Below are 18,201 nucleotides of genomic sequence, written 5' to 3' on the forward strand. Positions count from 1 at the left end.
AAAACCTCCCAGCCTATATAATATTCTTTATCTTTGTTTATTTCCCTTTATATTTCGATCGACAAAGTTTACCTAATTTCCACTGTTTTTGCTAAAATAAAAGGGAAATTTCTAGAGGAATAGGTGAAAAACATGTTTAATGTCGAAATATATAAAGAAAACAGAATGGATAACTACGATCTAGTCAAAAAGCAATTGCAGGCACTCGTTCATGACGAGAAAAATCGAATTGCAAATTTAAGCAATGCAGCTGCCCTTTTAAATCAGTTTCTTGATCGAATTAACTGGGTTGGATTTTATCTAATAGACAACGACTCTGAACTTGTATTAGGCCCATTCCAAGGCCTTCCTGCCTGTATCCGGATTCCTATTGGAAAAGGAGTCTGCGGTACAGCTGCCATGAAAAAAGAAACGATTCGTGTTCAAGATGTCAATCAGTTTCCGGGTCATATTGCCTGTGACGCGGCATCGCAATCTGAAATTGTCATTCCTATCATTAAGGATGGCAACTTATTAGGCGTATTGGACATCGACTCTCCAGAAAATGGTCGTTTTGATGAGCTAGATCAACAGCAGCTAGAGGAATTCGTTGAGATATTAGCCCAAAGTCTTTAAATCTTTAAAAAAGTTTAGAAAAAAGCACTCGCTTTTGCAGCGGGTGCTTAACATGCTTTTATACCGTCTTCCTGCGTTACGACCTTATTTTTCCCTGTCCCTTTTGCTACGTAAAGAGCCTCATCTGCTCTTTTAAATAAATAATTATAGGTGTCTGTATGATCTTTATTCCAGTAGGATACCCCGCATGAAACCGTTACATGGGGATTTGAATTTTCCGCAACCCTTTCGACGAGCCTTTTTGCAATTGCCACTCCTGCTGACAGGGAAATCTTAGGCAAATAGATAGCCAATTCTTCCCCTCCCCAGCGTGCACCTACATCATTTTCACGTATATTGCTTCTAATTAACTTAGCAACTTGAATAAGTACCTCATCGCCAACTTGATGACCAAAGGAATCATTCACTTTTTTAAAATCATCAATATCGATAAGTATAAAAGTGCCCTGTTCATCTTCATTCATCGAACGATTAATTTTTTCATCAAGATAATTTCGTGAATGCAGCTTTGTCAAATGATCAGTGATAATCATTTTTTCCAATTCCTCACGCAGCATGGAGTTAGTAAATGCGAGTGTAGAATGGTGGATAAGTGATTGTAAAAGCTTAAACGTCTCAAATGAAAAGAAATATGGTTCCTGATGCATAACAATGGCAATTCCTTTTAGATGCTCGCTAAGGTCCATTGGAATCGCGATAATCGAGCGGTAGATCATCTGTTCATCTTGGTTAGAAAAGTGTAAATCGCCAATAAACAATGCTTCATTTTCTTTTTCAATTTTTTCTTTCAAATATATGATATACTCTTGAGCATGTTTCAACGAAAAAAATGCAGTTGAACCTGGTAATATTTTGTCACTATTCTCGATTGGAGAGTATAATAAAAAGCCAACTTCCTGTGCCCCAAAGGATTGGGTAATCTGCTTTGACATATAGTGGATCGTTTCTGATAAACGGAGATTTGCATTTAAGCAGTGAGAAGTTTCATTTATTAATTGCAAATCAGCAATTAACTTTCTTGACTGTTGGTATAATTGTGCATTTTCCAGAGCACTTCCTGCTTCGTTGGCAAGCAAGGTAATAAACTCAATCTCATTTTTCAAAAAAGCAAGCATATTTGGAGCAATGACAACTAAAACACCATAAACTCCTTGCCTTCCTTTTAGGGGAGCATAAAGAGTGGGTTGTTGTTGCAATGAATTCTCAAATTGTACTGTTCCTGTAACATAAGCTTCCATTGCTAAAATGTTTTCATTATCGTAATTGAGATCTCGAATGGGAAGGTTAAAATGATTGTGATTATCTTGTGAGAGCAGTAAAGAATAGGAAAATTCCGGATACACTTCTTGCAGTGAATTGATGATTCTCATTAATAAATTGTCCATGTTCAGCGAAGAATGAAACCTTTCAGTTACTTTGTACAGCTGTTTATATCTCTTTTCTTCCAAAATTATATTCGTTAGTTTTTGAACTTTTCCTAAGTAGGTACCGTATGCATTCCCTATTCGTTTACATCCTTCAGCTGTTAGTTGATTCATTTTTGAACCGAACTTATCTTTAATAGCAAGAAAGCCTGTCATTTCATTTTTTTTCATTACCTTAATTAGGAAATCATAATTTTCAAGTCCACGTGGCATAGGCTTTTTTTGAAGGAACTTATCGCCATTCATGAGGTCTTTTAGAGGTCCTTTTTGAATAGTTGCTTGTGAACCAGCCTCATTTACCTGGACACTTGTTAAACCAGCTAATTCAAATTGCTGGTTCCGCTCTTGGTATGTATATATTGAAACTTCCTCAACACGGAAAGTTTCAAGAATAAACATTAATATATCCATGATAAAATTTTCAAGATGAAAGACCTCAAATTCACTATCAATGAACTCAACAAAGCAATCTTTAAGTTGCAGTATCAAACTTCTATCGAGCGTTTCCATACAATTATCACCTAATTTTGGTACTGAATCAGCCTTTCTATCAATACCTATCATTTATTCCTACATTACAATTGGAAAAAATTTAAACTTCTTATTATATCTATTATATTGCAAACCTCATTATACCATAACTCTATTCTTCTATCTGTGAATATTGCAAAGTTTAGTTGTAGATATTTAATGTTTCAGCAAAGTATGTAAGGTTATTCAAATAATATACTTGACTAATGCCCAACAAAAATATTATAATACTCCTTGTGTAAAATATTGCAGCCTATATGGATACTTTATTGGATTCATTCTGTTCCTCATAAAACCTTTATTTATGATGGTGCATCTTGTAACCCTCTGCTGCTAGGGCGAAGGTGCATGAAAACAAAATGACCTATAATGTTAAAACATAACGGTTTTTATTTTACCAAAATAAAAACACAAGGAGGAGTCATTCATGGCTCGATATACCGGCCCCAGCTGGAAATTATCCCGTCGTCTTGGAATTTCACTAAGCGGCACAGGGAAAGAATTAGAAAAGCGTCCTTACGCACCAGGACCACACGGTCCAAACCAACGCAAAAAGCTTTCTGAATATGGCTTACAATTGCAAGAAAAGCAAAAACTTCGTCATATGTATGGAGTAACGGAACGCCAATTCCGTAATCTTTTTGATAAAGCTAAAAAACTTTCTGGTAAACACGGTGAAAACTTCATGGTTCTTCTTGAATCGCGTCTTGACAACGTTGTTTATCGTTTAGGCTTAGCTCGTACTCGCCGTGCTGCTCGTCAATTAGTAAATCACGGTCATATTTTAGTTGATGGCTCTCGCGTAGATATTCCTTCATACCGTTTATCTGCTGGACAAACGATCAGCCTTCGCGAAAAATCCCGTAACCTTGAAGTTGTTAAAGAAGCACTTGAAGTAAACAACTTCGTTCCAGATTACTTAACTTTCGATGCTGACACATTAACAGGAACTTTCACTCGCTTACCAGAGCGTTCTGAACTACCTGCTGAAATTAACGAATCTCTTATCGTTGAGTTCTACTCCCGTTAGGAAACTTCCAAAAAAGCCGTGCCATATTGGTACGGTTTTTTTGTCAAAAAAAAATAGAAAAAACGCGTTTCGGGAAGTTTCCCAAACGCGTTTTGGCTTTTTAATATTTAATAAGGTAGTACTTCTTTTTCCCTCTGCGGATGATCGTATATTGACCTTCGATTCGATCGGCTGGTTGTAAGGTATAAGTGTTATCGGTAACACGTTCCCCATTCACCGAAACGGCACCATTGGCAATATCCTCCCGGGCTTGCCGCTTAGAAGGAGAAATTTTTGCTGCCACGAGCAGATCAACAAGGCTCGCCTCTATTCCTTCTGTTACTTCATAAGAAGGAACATCTTTAAATCCTTGCTTGATTTCTGCAGCTGTAAGATTTTTTACATCCCCGCTGAATAAAGCCTCAGAAATCTTGATGGCTTGCTGAAGAGATTCTTCACCATGAATAAGCCGCGTCATTTCCTCTGCCAAGGTCTTTTGTGCTTTGCGAAGATGCGCTTCTTCCTGGACTGATTGTTCCAATGACTCAATTTCTTCCTTGCTGAGGAAAGTAAAAAACTTCAGGTATTTACTAACATCTGCATCTGCCGTGTTTATCCAAAATTGGTAAAACTCATACGGTGATGTCTTTTCAGGGTCTAGCCAAACAGCACCGCTTTCCGTTTTTCCAAATTTCGTTCCATCCGCTTTTGTTACGAGCGGGATCGTTAAACCAAATGCTTTTGAACCTTCAGGCATCATCTTCCGAATTAACTCTAAGCCAGTCGTGATGTTTCCCCATTGATCACTGCCGCCAATTTGCAATTTACAATTGTGTTGTTCGTATAAATGCATAAAATCCATTGCCTGTAAAATGGTATAGGTGAATTCTGTAAACGAAATTCCTGTCTCAAGCCTGTTAGCAATCGTATCCTTTGCTAGCATATAATTAACACCGATGTGTTTTCCAATATCACGTAAAAACGTAACGATATCCATGGAGCCGGCCCAGTCGTAGTTATTCACTAAGATCGCACCATTGTCACCATCAAAATGAAAAATTTTCTCCAGTTGTTTTTGAATACAGGAGACATTATGCTGAACAGTTTCGAGCGTTTGCAGATTACGTTCTTCACTTTTGCCACTAGGGTCACCAATTAAGCCTGTAGCTCCCCCTACTAAAACAATCGGCCGATGTCCATGGGTCTGAAAACGTCTTAGTGTTAAAAATGGCAGCAAATGACCAATGTGCATACTGTCTGCTGTTGGGTCGACACCACAATAAAGAGAGATCTTTTCCTGAATTAAAACTTCTTTAATTCCTTCTTCATCTGTTTGTTGGTAAATGATTCCTCTCCATTCTAAATCCTTCAATAATTCCATTTCATCATCCTCCTAATCAAAATAAAAACGTCCCTGCAACATGCAGGGACGCAATCAATGCGCGGTACCACCCGGCTTGAGGAACAATCCTCCACCTCAAAAATAACGGTTTTAACCGTTCGCCGCTACTCACTTTTCACGGTGAAGGCTCCGGAAAGTAATTCATTCTTCTATGTGTACCGGCTTTCACCAGCCGCCGGCTCTCTACTAACAGGGATAGAAGAACTACTATGTATATTTTTCCTTCACAGCCAATTATAAAAGTAAACTTATAGTTTTTTTACCATACTTTTATGTATAATGTCAAACTCAATGCGGAAATCTCAAAATATGTAGAAAATTGTCATAACCTAGAATAGCTATATGCTATAATATATTTGGTTTTAGGAGGTGGTGCGGTGAAACAAGCTTGGCTAAAAAAATTAAAATCATTATTTAGTTACTTTACAAATAAAAACACAGTAAAGAGTGCCAGGTTGACATACCGTATTGTCCGGAATATTATTCTTATTTTCATAACTATTGTCATACTAGGTGGAAGCTTTGGCGCAGGTGTAGGAGCTGGCTTTTTTGCTTCCCTTGTGAAGGATGAGCCTGTCCGTTCATACAGCAGCATGAAAAAAGATATTTACGATTATACCGAGACATCCAATCTTTATTTTGCTAATGATGTATATTTAGGCAAACTCCGTTCTGACTTAGATCGGGATGAAGTAAAGCTTGATCAAGTATCAGATTATTTAGTTAAAGCGATTATTGCCACAGAGGATGAGTATTTTTATCAACATAAAGGAATTGTTCCAAAATCGATTCTCCGTGCTCTTTTACAAGAAGTCACAAATTCATCGCTTCAAACAGGCGGAAGTACGTTAACCCAACAATTGATTAAGAATCAGCTTTTAACAAACGAAGTTTCCTTTCAGCGAAAAGCAAACGAAATTTTGCTTGCCCTTCGATTAGAGAAATTCTTTTCCAAAAAAGAAATCCTCGAAGCTTATTTAAATGTCTCAACCTTCGGAAGAAATTCATCTGGCCGTAATATAGCGGGTGTACAGACAGCGGCCGAAGGAATTTTCGGTAAAAGCGTAAAGGACTTAACCTTGCCTGAAGCAGCATTTATTGCCGGCCTTCCACAAAGTCCTTTTGGGTACACACCTTTTACAAAGGAAGGAACGATTAAAAGTAATCTTCAGCCGGGAATTGCAAGAATGAAAACGGTCTTAAAAAGAATGCATGATGGCGGATATATAAACGCTAGCCAATACGCGAAAGCATCTGCCTATGATATCACAAAAGACTTTGCTCCGCCGAGGGATAACCCAATTGAGAAATACCCTTGGCTTACGTTTGAAATAGAAAAGCGTTCTACCCAAGTACTAGCTACTGTATTAGCACAAAATGATGGGATTGATGAAAAGGCCTTAAACAGCAATAAAAGCCTTCGGCAAAAATATTTAACTCTAGCCAGTCATGACCTGCGTCAAAAAGGATATAAAATTCATACAACAATTGATAAAGATATATACGAAGCAATGCAGCAAGCCAAGAATCAATACCCATCTTATGGCCCAAATAAAGCACAAGTTGTGAAAGACCCGGATACAGGCGAAAGCATTACAATAATGGAGCCTGTTGAAGTCGGAGCCATGTTAATTGAAAATAAGACAGGTAAAATTATCAGCTTTATAGGCGGAAGAGATTATAACAGACAGCAGCTGAACCATGCCACAAGTGCGATTAGGCAAAACGGCTCTACGATGAAGCCCTTGCTTGTTTATGCCCCTGCTTTCGAGCTTGGTAAGGCTTCACCAGCAACCGTTCTTCCTGATGTTGCTTTAAAGTTAAATCCTGCAGACCCTAATAATCCTTGGCCGCATAACTATGATCTTCGTTATAGCGGATTGGTTTCAGCGCGATATGCTCTAACTAAGTCCTACAACGTGCCTGCCGTAAAGCTTTATAAAGACATCATTAATCAAAACCCTGCTAGATATCTTGAAAAAATGGGCTTTACTTCCCTTGTTAAGGAAGACTATACAAACCTTGCAACTGCAATTGGCTCACTGAAACAGGGTGTTACAGTTGAAGAAAATACTAACGCTTTTACTACCTTTGCTAATGACGGGAAATTTATTGATGCCTATTTAATCGATAAGATTGTCGATAAACACGGAAAAACCATTTATCAGCATCAGGTAAATTCAGTGGATGTTTTTACCCCGCAAACGGCCTTTTTAACACTTGATATGATGCGAGATGTCATTACTAAAGGAACTGCTGCAGGAATTAATGAAAGATTAAAGTTCAAGGCTGATTGGGCCGGAAAAACGGGAACTGGGGTTGATTACAACGATTCCTGGTTTGTTGCCACCAACCCAAACGTAACCCTTGGAATTTGGACCGGCTATGATACCCCTAAATCATTGCAGTCAACAGGGAGTCTAACCTATAGTCAAAGAACGAATAATCTTTGGGCGGATTTAATTAATTCTGCCTACGATGTAAAACCTGATTTCATTGCTCCAAAAGATCAATTTAAGATGCCGGATGGCATTGTTAAGCTTTCCTATTGTGCTGATTCTGGCTTACTTCCATCAGCTGAATGCTCAGATGCCGGTCTTGTAGAGAGCGATTATTTTAATACAAAGTTTGCCCCAAAAGAAAAAGATGACAGTTTAATAAATGGCAATTATGTCGAAATTAGTGGCAAAAAATATTTGGCGGCCGATACGACACCAGCTGATTTTACTCAAAAAGGTCTAATGCTCAATCCAGAATTCATAACCCGTTTAGTCGGAACTAATTTTAAAGATTATAATCAACTTATTCCTAAAAAAGACCGCTGGTCAAATATCTTTGTCCCAGGAGCTAGAATAGAGGAAAACGGTAAAACCCCCGTTAGTGTAACTTTAACTATATCTGGTAATACATTAACATGGGCTCCGGTTCCTGAAACAGATATTATCGGCTATCGAGTCTATAAAACAGGTTTTTTCACAAATAAGGCAGCAAGCATTAAAAGCGGTTCACCCCTTACCTTTACAGCGTCTGATGGTGAATACTATGTCACTGCTGTGGATATTAAGGGGAATGAATCCGCAGCTTCCAACCCAGTTACAATTGGTGAATACCCATAATGATGGAGATAAAGCTAATAACTTTAAGTAAAGAAAAAAGACCGCATATCGGTCTTTTTTCTTTACTTATTAATCCTCCAGTGTGGAAAGGTCACCTGCTGGCAAGTTAAGCTCCCATGCTTTGAGGACTCGTCTCATAATTTTTCCGCTTCTTGTTTTTGGAAGTTTTTCGCGGAATTCGATTTCCCTTGGAGCTGCATGTGCTGCTAATCCCTTTTTAACAAACAGTCTGATTTCTTCAATCAATTCCTCTGAAGGTTGATATCCATCTCTTAGCGCAATGAAGGCCTTAATAATTTCACCGCGGATCGGGTCTGGCTTTCCAATTACTCCAGCCTCTGCAACAGCAGGGTGTTCGACTAATTTACTTTCAACCTCAAACGGTCCAACACGCTCTCCAGCGGTCATGATGACATCATCAACCCTGCCTTGGAACCAGAAATAGCCTTCTTCATCCATATAAGAAGAATCACCTGAAACATACCAATCCCCAGGCATAAAGTAGGATTCATATTTTTGAGCGTTATTCCAAATCGTAAACATCATGGACGGCCAGCCTTTTTTAATAGCAAGGTTGCCCATTCGATATGGAGGAAGCTCATTTCCCTGGTCATCCACAATGGCTGCTTCAACTCCCGGAATTGGTTTCCCCATTGATCCTGGTTTAATTGGCATACAAGGATAATTACAGATCAGCTGTGCCCCTGTTTCTGTCATCCACCATGTATCGTGAATGCGAAGATTGAACACTTTCACTCCCCATCTTACTACTTCTGGATTTAGCGGTTCTCCTACACTTACAATATGGCGAAGGCTTGATAAATCATATTTCTTTACGATTTCATCTCCTGCCCCCATTAACATCCGAAACGCCGTTGGAGCACTATACCATACAGTAACACCAAATTCTTCAATCATGCTATACCAATCATCAGGGCTGAATCGGCCGCCAATTATAACGTTAGATGTTCCTGTTAGCCATGGTCCAAAAATACCATAGGAAGTGCCAGTAACCCATCCAGGGTCCGCTGTACACCAATAAACATCATCTTCCTTTAGATCAAGAACCCATTTTGCCGTTTGATAATGTTGAACCATTGCATTATGTACATGCAATACCCCTTTTGGTTTTCCAGTCGATCCTGAAGTATAGTGAAGGATCAGCCCGTCCGTCCGCTCTACCCATTCAATTTTCAGCTCTTTGCCGGCCTCATCCAATTTCTTCAAAAAGTCAATATAAGGACCCTCTTCCTTAACGTCAGAACCAACAAGGAAAATGTGCTTTAAGGATGGTAATTCATTAACGGGGACACGCTCTAATAATTCAGGAGTAGTCACAAGAACCTTTGCTTCGCTATCAAGAAGGCGGTCCCTGACAGCACCTTCCATAAATGCTTCAAACAATGGACCGACAATTGCCCCAACTTTGATAGCACCTAATACAGCAAAATAAAGCTCCGGTGAACGAGGCATAAAAATGAAGACACGATCACCTTTCTCTACATCGGCGTATGATCTAAACACATTCCCCGCTTTATTTGATAGATCCTTCATTTCTTTAAATGTATACTTTTCATTTCTACTTCCATCGCGGTAGTATAATGCGATTTTATTTTTCCGGAATGTTTTGACATGACGATCAATTGCTTCATAAGCTAAATTGACAAGACCTGTCTCATGCCAAGTAAAATTTTTCTCGGTTTCACTCCAATTGAAATGCTTGTACATTTCGTCGTAATTACTTAAATTATGCTCCCCTTGCATAACTGGCAGCGTTTCCACTTTCATAATACATATCCCCCTTTGCCTTAATAAATATAATTATAGTATAATTTTGTTATATTCTCAATTTTTTAAAAATTTTCATTACCAATTCTTTACGACTTTTTTCGCTAAATGTCGAAAAAATATATTCAAATAAAACAGAAAATTTTGAAATACCAATGTAAAACGACTTAATTTATGTATAATAGAAATGATTATTGGAATTACTCACTCAGGTGGTGGCCATATGGAACATAGGAAAACATATAATGCGAAGGAATTGAAAACTACTTATGGAGACCTCATTATCGAAGGCCCTGTTTCACCGGATAAATTAGCAGGGCTAGAATTTCACGAAGACCTTAAAGCTTTCCGTCCATCGCATCAGCAGCATCAAGCATTAATCGGTATTGCTCATCTTGGTGACGGCAGAATTATCATTGCAAGAGATCGAAATACTGTTGTTGGTTATGCGACTTATCTTTATCCAGACCCGCTTGAGCGCTGGTCCGAAGGAAAGATCGATAATTTAATCGAGTTGGGAGCTATTGAGGTAATCCCCAAATACCGGAGCTGTTCTGTTGGTAAAAACCTGCTTATTGTTTCAATGATGGACGACGCCATGGAGGATTATATTATAATAACGACAGAGTATTATTGGCATTGGGATTTAAAAGGAACAGGTCTAAATGTTTGGGAATACAGAAAAATCATGGAAAAAATGATGAATGCTGGCGGACTTGAATGGTATGCAACGGATGATCCAGAAATTTGCTCACACCCTGCAAACTGTTTAATGGTTAGATTTGGAAAACGAATTACGAATGAATCGGTTCAAAAATTCGACCGTCTTCGCTTTATGAACCGCTTTATGTACTAACACTTTTTTTAAGTGATTATTTTAAAGAATAGGAGGATTTTACGATGATTGTAGAAGAAGTAATGAGAAAAAAGGTATTTTCATTACAGCCCACAGATACAATCGAAGCCGCAATAAAATTAATGAAGACCAAAAAAATTCGCCACCTTCCCATTGTCGATGCAGATAATCAATTGATTGGTCTTGTTAATGCATCAAAATTGCGTGAGGCCTCGCCATCCGTTTTTCATATCGGTGAGCATTTGGAGGATTTACAGAAGCCATTAGAAAAAATTATGAGGACCGATGTCATTTTTGGTCACCCACTTGATTTTGTAGAAGAGGTTGCCGGACTTTTCTATGAACACCGGATTAGCTGCCTCCCCATTACAAAAGACAAAAAACTAGTTGGTATTATTACAGAAACAGATCTCTTGCGAACAATGGTAGAACTAACCGGTGCCCACCAGCCAGGATCGCAAATTGAAATAAGAGTTGCAAACATAACGGAAGCACTTTGTGATATTACAGCTATTATTCAGAAGCGAAAAGCCAATATATTAAGTGTACTTGTTTACCCGGATAAAAAGGATGATCACTACAAAATTCTGGTTATAAGAGTACAAATGATAAACCCTATTGGATTAATCGAAGATTTTAAAAAGACTGGGTACCATGTACTTTGGCCAAATATGCCGGAGATTTCAAAATGACAAATCGCAGTTCGTTTATTTTTTCCGAGGATTTACTAAAATATAAGTTTAATAGTGATCATCCATTTAATCAATTTAGGCTTACCCTTACCGTTGACTTATTAACTAAGTTAAACGCTTTATCAGCTACTCAGATATGCCCACCGAGAATGGCCACCGAGGAAGAACTATATTTAATCCATGATCCCGATTATGTTAATGCTGTGAACTTAGCTGGGATTGGCCGAATTACAGAGGAAATGGCTGAAAACTATGGGATTGGCACTGAAGATAACCCTATATTCCCCCATATGCATGAGGCCACCTCCTTACAGGTCGGTGGTACCTTAACGGCAGTTGATCAGGTAATGTCTGGGGCAGTTGATCATGCTCTTCATCTTGGCGGCGGGCTTCATCATGGTTTTCGTGGCAAAGCCTCAGGTTTTTGCATCTATAACGATTGTTCTGTAGCAATTAAATACCTTCAGAAAAAATATCAAGCCCGTGTTCTTTATGTTGATACAGATGCCCATCATGGTGACGGTGTTCAATTTTCCTTTTATGATGACCCCAATGTCTGTACATTGTCGATCCATGAAACTGGGAGATATTTGTTTCCTGGAACGGGTAACATTAATGAACGAGGGCAAGGTAAAGGCTACGGTTATTCCTTTAATATCCCAATCGATGCCTTTACTGAAGATGATTCCTTTTTGTTTGCCTATTCAAGTGCGCTTAGGGAAGTAGCTGATTTCTTTAAGCCAGATGTGATTTTAACTCAAAATGGTGCGGATGCCCATTATTATGACCCTCTGACACATTTATCAGCAACGATGAAAAGTTATAGACTGATTCCAAAGCTTGCACACGAAATTGCCCATCAATATTGTGAAGGAAGATGGATTGCGGTTGGCGGCGGTGGATATGATATCTGGAGAGTGGTACCAAGAGCATGGGCCTTAATTTGGATGGAAATGACTGAAAATTCCAATAGCTATGGAGATTTACCATTAGAATGGCTCAAACACTGGCAAAAACAGGCTCCAGTCAAACTCCCAACTCAATGGGATGATCCTAGCAATCTATATGCACCTATCCCTCGTAAAGAGGAAATTACTGAAAAAAATGTAAGAACGCTTGAAAATGCACTATATCCAATTAGAAATAATCAAAATAAGAAAAGCGAAAGCGCCAGCTAAGCGAAGTGCACTAGGAGCAGGAAGCTGGCCGACGTTGCCGCCGTCCACAGGCGGCAACGTCGGCACTAGCACTTCCTGTGCGCCGAAGCTAGACAGTTATCCAAGTTGAAACATGTAAATTATGATCATACAGGAAAAGACTGGCCATTAATGGCCAGTCTTTTCCGCGCACGTTTGTTTTAAAGTGGTCTTGTGGATTGGCGATGCTCAATCCGGTGTGGAAGAACCACGGTACTTTCTGATATTTTTTCTTTATTCATCATTTTCGTTAGTAAGCGCATCGCAACAGCACCGATATCATACAGCGGCTGGACAACCGTTGTAAGCTGCGGGCGTACCATAAGAGAAAGCCTTGTATTATCTGATGTAATGACTTCAAAATCATCCGGAATTTTAAAGCCTTTATCTTCTGCCCCATGGACAACTCCTAGCGCCATCTCATCTGAACCGACTAAAATAGCCGTCGGTCTTTCAGCTGCCTCTAACAGCTTTTCAAATGCTTCAATTCCAGAATCATAAGTATAGTCACCTTCAACAATAAGATCTTCATTGAAAGGTATACCTGCTTCTTCAAGGCCACGACGATAGCCACTTAGCTTTTTCAAAGAGTTCTTAGGCTCATGTAGAGGTCCGATAACAAAGGCAATTTTCTTATGGCCTTTTTCAACAAATTCCTTAACAGCATCAAAAACAGCCTGCTCATAATCAATATTGACAGAAGGAACGGTTTTCGATTCCTCAATAGAACCTGCAAGAACAATTGGAACAGATGTCTTTTCAAATTCGGCAACATGATCTTTAGTAATGTTTCCGCTCATAAATACAATACCATCAACTTGTTTGCCTAACATCGTATTAAATAGATGTAATTCCTTATCAGGATTTTGGTCTGAATTACTTAAAATAATATTGTACTTATACATGGTGGCAATATCCTCAATCCCACGAGCCAATTCTGCATAGAAGATACTTGAAATATCTGGGATGATTACACCAACAGTTGTTGTTTTTTTACTTGCCAAACCTCTTGCCACTGCATTTGGCCGGTACCCCAGCCTTTCAATTACTTCCAGCACTTTTTTACGAGTAACTGGTTTTACGTTTGGATTTCCGTTCACTACACGTGAAACTGTTGCCATTGACACATTTGCTTCCCTGGCAACATCGTATATTGTGATATTCACTCCTAACACTCTCCTTTATATACGAAAACGTTATTTTCCTTATTTTACTGCAGTATGCTAGAACCTAGTCATTTTTCAATAGCTTTGAGAAAATAAACATCATTCTTTATGTATGTAGATAATAATACGATAAGAACCCTAATGCCGCAATGACATTCGACATATTTTTTACACTCTAGAGAAAAAGCCTTCTGTTCGAAAAACACAGAAGGCAAGATTTCATTTAGTAAAAAATTAAACCCGAATAAGCTTTGATGCCAATATTTCACTATAAAAAGTATCAAATTGGTTGAGGTCCATTTGTTGTTGTGCATCAGAGAGAGCAACAGCAGGGTCTGGATGGACCTCCGCCATAACACCATCTGCACCAATTGCTAAAGCAGCCTTAGCTGCAGGAAGAAGCAGGTCTCTTCTGCCAGTAGAATGGGTAACATCAACAAATACTGGTAAATGTGTCTCTTGTTTTAAAATTGGAACAGCAGTAATATCCAAAGTATTCCTTGTTGCACGCTCATAGGTTCTTATCCCGCGTTCACAAAGAATGATTTGTCCATTCCCTTGTGACATGATGTATTCAGCCGCATTAATGAACTCTTCAATGGTCGCAGACATTCCTCTTTTTAATAAAACAGGTTTTTTAAGAGTACCCGCAGCCTTTAACAATTCAAAGTTTTGCATATTTCTTGCGCCAATTTGGATTACATCTAGGTATTCAACTGCCATCTCAAGATCAGCAGGTGTAACAATTTCACTAATTACCGCCATATCAAATTCATCAGCAACACGCTTTAGAATTTTCAATCCCTCTACACCTAAACCTTGGAAGTCATATGGTGAAGTTCTTGGCTTGTATGCACCACCCCGCAAGAGCTTTAATCCTTTGTCTTTCATTGCTTTTGCAACTGTTGCAACCTGTTCGTATGATTCCACCGAGCATGGTCCAAATACAAATTGAGGCTTGCCATTTCCAAGCAGTTCACCTTTTACATTTACAATTGTATCTTCCGGTTTTTTCTTTCTGGAAACTAGCAATGCTTTACTGTGGCCATCTTTTTGTAAATCTAAACTTGCTTTAAAAATTTCCTTAAAAATATGATCAATGGTTGAATTTTCAAATGGTCCTTCATTTTGCGCTTTGATAAGATCGAGCATTTTCCGTTCGCGGACGGGATCATAGCGGTATACCCCCTGTCCTTCTTTGGCCCGCCCAATGTCTTGGACGAGTTGAGCCCTTTCATTAATAAGCTTCAATATTTCCAAGTTAACTTCATCTACACGTGTCCTAAGTTGATCTAATTCATTATTGCCCATAAATCGTCCCATCCCTTCTTTTTAAAGACTAAAGAAACTGTATCTATCCTTATTGTACAATACTTTCAGAAAATATACTCTTTTTATCTTTTGCCCTAAATCCATTCATTTCCTGAGAATAATTTTTACATTTTTCTGTATTAGGAATTATTATAAAGGATATCGTTTTCTTTGTCACTAATTTTCTCTTTAATAGTTAAACGCTTTTAAGTGCTAAAGTATATATATGCAAGTTATGAACAAATAGTGCTTCATATTTGATAACAATGAATAAAAAAGGACAACTACTAATCGATCCAAGTTGTCCTTTCTTATTCATTAAGCCTACCTGCTTGTATCGTCTCTTCTTAGTTATTTTCTTTAAGAGCCTCCGTCAAGGAGTTTTGCGTAATTTTCCAATGCGATGTATTCCAAACGGCATTTTTATTAGAAAATAAAATTGCCTGTGGTGATTCGTGCTTGATTTGAAATTTTTCAGCAATTTCATTAGATAATGGACGCGAATCCTGTACAGCCAAGAAGTATGCTGGAACTTCTGTTTGTTCTTCTGTAAATTTTTGATACTCCCCGTAAGCGGCCTGGCTGATTGGGCAAGTTAAGCTATGCTTCAAAAGAATAAACTTATTTTCTTTTTCGAATACTTCATTAAACTGTTCAACCGTATCAATTTTTTGTAACATTTCTGTAAACCTCCAAAAAATAATGGTGAAGTCATTTTAACACTTCACCATTTTGTTAACAAATAATCTGTTTTCGTTTATGTTATTTTTTAATTTTATTCTCCTCTTCATCAAACGCTCTTTGCGCTTCTTCAAGCTTCTTTCTAATATCTGTATCTTTACCTGTCGGTATTTGACTCCCCCTTTTTGTGTCATTTGGTTTATTTATTGAATCATTAATAGGAATATAGTTTGTTTCACTCTCTCCTTGTTGTTCAACTGTAGTAGTGGATAAGCCCTTTGCTTTATTGACAAGCTCTTTTGATTGTTGAACAACAGCCTTAGAAAGCGAAGTTGTCTTTTCCTTTGTGATGGCAGCCAGTCCATTACTTTTTTCAATAACTTCGTCACTTAATTGGGTTGTTTTGTCAAATAAATTAGTAACTTGATTATTTAGGTTACTTCGAATCTCTTTCCCCGCTTTAGGAGCGAACAGCAATGCAGCCGCGGCACCAACCACTCCGCCAATAACTGCACCAGTTAGAAAGTTTTTGGTTGAAACACCCTCTTTATTCCTATTTTGGTTGTTTTCCCTTGATTCATTTTCTCTGCTTGACATATATAGTCCTCCTTTGTATTTTAGTTTATCTGACTCAGTCTTTATGTCTATCGCTTATGATGATTTCATTCTTTTTGTGCAATGTCTTTTTTTGCTTTTTCATTTTCCATTTGTCTTTTAATTCAATGAAAACATTACTCCATTGAATAACTTGTGAAATTTTTTCTTTATTGTCCACTATCTGCTTGTCAACAGCGTTGGTAATAGTTTGTAACGTTTGTTTAAAGTGACTTACCGTTGTTCCAACATCCTTCACAGCATCCACAACACTATTTAAGCTTTCTGACTTCCGTTGTAGATCATCAGCAAGGGCGTTTGTCTTTTGCAGCAGAGCGGTGGTTTCAGTCGTAACTCCTTCAATCTGTTTTTCTAATCCCATTAGCGTTTTTGAAATACCCTCCATTGTCACTCGAACTGATTTCAGCATTTTTGAGAGAAAAATAACTAAAATAAAAAACGCGACTGCAATCAAAGCAGCACTTAAATATAAAATGATTATCACGTGACGCACCTCCGAAGTATCTATCTTTATCTATTACCTTAATAATTCAAATATAAACGATAATATCTCACCTTAATAGTTCAATAACAAGCACTAGTTCTCCTGCCAAGAATCAACAGTAAATGCATTTCTTACAACTTTCCTGCTTGTTTCGGTTACACTATCATTGTATATATTATTGTTAGTGGAGGCGTTACATATGAAGGATCCGCGGATTGAGAAACTAGCCAAAAACTTAATAAACTATTCCGTTCAACTCCAAAAAGGGGAAAAAGTTTTAATTGAAAACTTTGGTCTGCAGCGTGAGCTTGTTACATCACTTGTAAGCGAAGCATATGCTGCAGGAGGCTACCCGTTTGTTTTATTAAAGGATCAACAAGTAGACCGTTCCCTTTTGTTAGGGGCACAGGAAGAACAATTTACAATGATGGCGGAATTTGAAGCAAATGTGATGAAGGAAATGGATGCCTATATCGGCTTGCGCTCAGGTGATAACATCAATGAACATGCTGATGTTCCCGATGATAAAATGAAAATACATGGCAAGACGATCGGCAAAAAGGTTCATCAAGATATTCGTGTACCTAAAACGAAGTGGGTTGTTCTCCGTTACCCAACTTCTTCTATGGCCCAGCTTGCAAAAATGAGCACAGAGGCATTTGAAGACTTTTATTTTAATGTATGTACGCTTGATTATGGAAAAATGGATCAAGCAATGGATAGCCTTGAGGAACTAATGAACCGTACCGATAAAGTTCAGCTCAAGGGTCCAGGGACTGATTTAACCTTCTCGATTAAGGATATTCCGGCGATAAAATGTGCGGGTCGGCTAAACATACCTGATGGAGAGGTATATACGGCACCTGTTCGGGATTCTGTAAATGGCGTGATCAGCTACAATACTCCTTCTCCATACCAAGGCTTTACGTTTGAGAATGTAAAGCTAACCTTTAAAAACGGGAAAATTATTGAAGCGCAAGCAAATAACACTGAAAGAATTAATCGTGTTTTTGACACTGATGAGGGAGCCCGTTACGTTGGCGAATTTGCAATTGGTGTAAATCCATTTATCCAAACTCCAATGCAGGATATTCTCTTTGATGAAAAAATTGATGGCAGCTTTCACTTTACACCGGGACAATGCTATGATGAGGCACCTAATGGTAATAACTCAACTATTCACTGGGATTTGGTAAACATTCAGCGCCCTGAATATGGCGGTGGTGAAATTTATTTTGACAATGTACTGATTCGAAAAGATGGCCGTTTTGTCATTCCGGATTTAGAAAAACTTAACCCTGAAAACCTAAAATAG

Annotated in this window: 15 protein-coding genes and 1 other annotated feature; of the genes, 7 read left to right on the forward strand and 8 right to left on the reverse strand. The window is 38.3% G+C overall.

Annotated features, from left to right (window positions below; all coding sequences use genetic code 11):
* Nucleotides 1–132 precede the first annotated feature (132 nt).
* Nucleotides 133–615, forward strand: a complete 483-nt coding sequence (locus tag JN080_RS03885) for a GAF domain-containing protein (protein WP_256234594.1) — start codon at nucleotides 133–135, stop codon at nucleotides 613–615.
* Between the two features lie 47 nt (nucleotides 616–662).
* Here JN080_RS03885 and JN080_RS03890 read toward each other — a convergent pair whose 3' ends face one another.
* On the reverse strand, nucleotides 663–2,549 hold the full coding sequence (locus JN080_RS03890) for a sensor domain-containing diguanylate cyclase (RefSeq protein WP_256234595.1): 1,887 nt from the start codon (nucleotides 2,547–2,549) through the stop codon (nucleotides 663–665).
* A gap of 448 nt (nucleotides 2,550–2,997) precedes the next feature.
* Here JN080_RS03890 and rpsD point away from each other — a divergent pair, with 448 nt between their 5' ends.
* Nucleotides 2,998–3,600, forward strand: coding sequence for a 30S ribosomal protein S4 (gene rpsD, locus JN080_RS03895; RefSeq protein ID WP_256234596.1), 603 nt, complete (start codon nucleotides 2,998–3,000; stop codon nucleotides 3,598–3,600).
* A gap of 100 nt (nucleotides 3,601–3,700) precedes the next feature.
* Here the strand turns inward: rpsD and tyrS are convergent, their stop codons facing one another.
* Nucleotides 3,701–4,960, reverse strand: coding sequence for a tyrosine--tRNA ligase (tyrS, locus tag JN080_RS03900; protein ID WP_256234597.1), 1,260 nt, complete (start codon nucleotides 4,958–4,960; stop codon nucleotides 3,701–3,703).
* Nucleotides 4,961–5,001: 41 nt separating this feature from the next.
* Nucleotides 5,002–5,218 (reverse strand) — a binding site (T-box leader).
* A gap of 140 nt (nucleotides 5,219–5,358) precedes the next feature.
* Here tyrS and JN080_RS03905 point away from each other — a divergent pair.
* On the forward strand, nucleotides 5,359–8,097 hold the full coding sequence (locus JN080_RS03905) for a transglycosylase domain-containing protein (protein WP_256234598.1): 2,739 nt from the start codon (nucleotides 5,359–5,361) through the stop codon (nucleotides 8,095–8,097).
* A gap of 69 nt (nucleotides 8,098–8,166) precedes the next feature.
* Here the strand turns inward: JN080_RS03905 and acsA are convergent, their stop codons facing one another.
* On the reverse strand, nucleotides 8,167–9,885 hold the full coding sequence (gene acsA / locus JN080_RS03910; RefSeq protein WP_256234599.1) for an acetate--CoA ligase: 1,719 nt from the start codon (nucleotides 9,883–9,885) through the stop codon (nucleotides 8,167–8,169).
* A gap of 223 nt (nucleotides 9,886–10,108) precedes the next feature.
* On the opposite strand from acsA, the gene JN080_RS03915 reads away from it, so the two are divergent.
* Genes JN080_RS03915 through JN080_RS03925 form a run of 3 tightly spaced genes read left to right on the forward strand, consistent with a single transcriptional unit; the run spans nucleotide 10,109 to nucleotide 12,611 of the window.
* Nucleotides 10,109–10,741 carry a GNAT family N-acetyltransferase gene (locus JN080_RS03915; RefSeq protein WP_256234600.1) on the forward strand — a complete coding sequence of 211 codons (633 nt, stop codon included), beginning with the start codon at nucleotides 10,109–10,111 and terminating at the stop codon, nucleotides 10,739–10,741.
* Nucleotides 10,742–10,785: 44 nt separating this feature from the next.
* The gene (locus JN080_RS03920) at nucleotides 10,786–11,433 is read left to right on the forward strand and encodes an acetoin utilization AcuB family protein (RefSeq protein WP_256234601.1); all 648 of its coding nucleotides are present in this window, start codon (nucleotides 10,786–10,788) and stop codon (nucleotides 11,431–11,433) included.
* Complete coding sequence (locus tag JN080_RS03925) at nucleotides 11,430–12,611, forward strand: acetoin utilization protein AcuC (RefSeq protein WP_256234602.1); 1,182 nt, start codon at nucleotides 11,430–11,432, stop codon at nucleotides 12,609–12,611. Before JN080_RS03920 ends, JN080_RS03925 begins: the two co-directional genes overlap by 4 nt.
* 179 nt (nucleotides 12,612–12,790) lie before the next feature.
* On the opposite strand, the gene ccpA is transcribed toward JN080_RS03925, so the two are convergent.
* The 5 genes from ccpA to JN080_RS03950 form a co-directional block, all read right to left on the reverse strand.
* Nucleotides 12,791–13,795, reverse strand: coding sequence for a catabolite control protein A (gene ccpA, locus JN080_RS03930; RefSeq protein ID WP_256234603.1), 1,005 nt, complete (start codon nucleotides 13,793–13,795; stop codon nucleotides 12,791–12,793).
* Between the two features lie 234 nt (nucleotides 13,796–14,029).
* Complete coding sequence (locus JN080_RS03935) at nucleotides 14,030–15,106, reverse strand: bifunctional 3-deoxy-7-phosphoheptulonate synthase/chorismate mutase (RefSeq protein WP_256234604.1); 1,077 nt, start codon at nucleotides 15,104–15,106, stop codon at nucleotides 14,030–14,032.
* Nucleotides 15,107–15,453: 347 nt separating this feature from the next.
* Entirely contained in the window at nucleotides 15,454–15,786 is a 333-nt protein-coding gene (gene ytxJ / locus JN080_RS03940; RefSeq protein WP_256234605.1) for a bacillithiol system redox-active protein YtxJ, read from the reverse strand.
* Nucleotides 15,787–15,868: 82 nt separating this feature from the next.
* Nucleotides 15,869–16,384 carry a YtxH domain-containing protein gene (locus JN080_RS03945; protein WP_256234606.1) on the reverse strand — a complete coding sequence of 172 codons (516 nt, stop codon included), beginning with the start codon at nucleotides 16,382–16,384 and terminating at the stop codon, nucleotides 15,869–15,871.
* A 34-nt stretch (nucleotides 16,385–16,418) separates the two neighbouring features.
* A complete protein-coding gene (locus JN080_RS03950) occupies nucleotides 16,419–16,886 on the reverse strand; it encodes a DUF948 domain-containing protein (protein WP_256234607.1) in 468 nt (155 codons plus the stop codon).
* A gap of 199 nt (nucleotides 16,887–17,085) precedes the next feature.
* On the opposite strand from JN080_RS03950, the gene JN080_RS03955 reads away from it, so the two are divergent.
* The gene (locus JN080_RS03955; protein ID WP_256234608.1) at nucleotides 17,086–18,201 is read left to right on the forward strand and encodes an aminopeptidase; all 1,116 of its coding nucleotides are present in this window, start codon (nucleotides 17,086–17,088) and stop codon (nucleotides 18,199–18,201) included.

The sequence above is a fragment of the Bacillus sp. EB600 genome, from assembly GCF_024494385.1.
In the GTDB taxonomy this organism is placed as follows: Bacteria; Bacillota; Bacilli; order Bacillales; family Cytobacillaceae; genus JAEVLT01.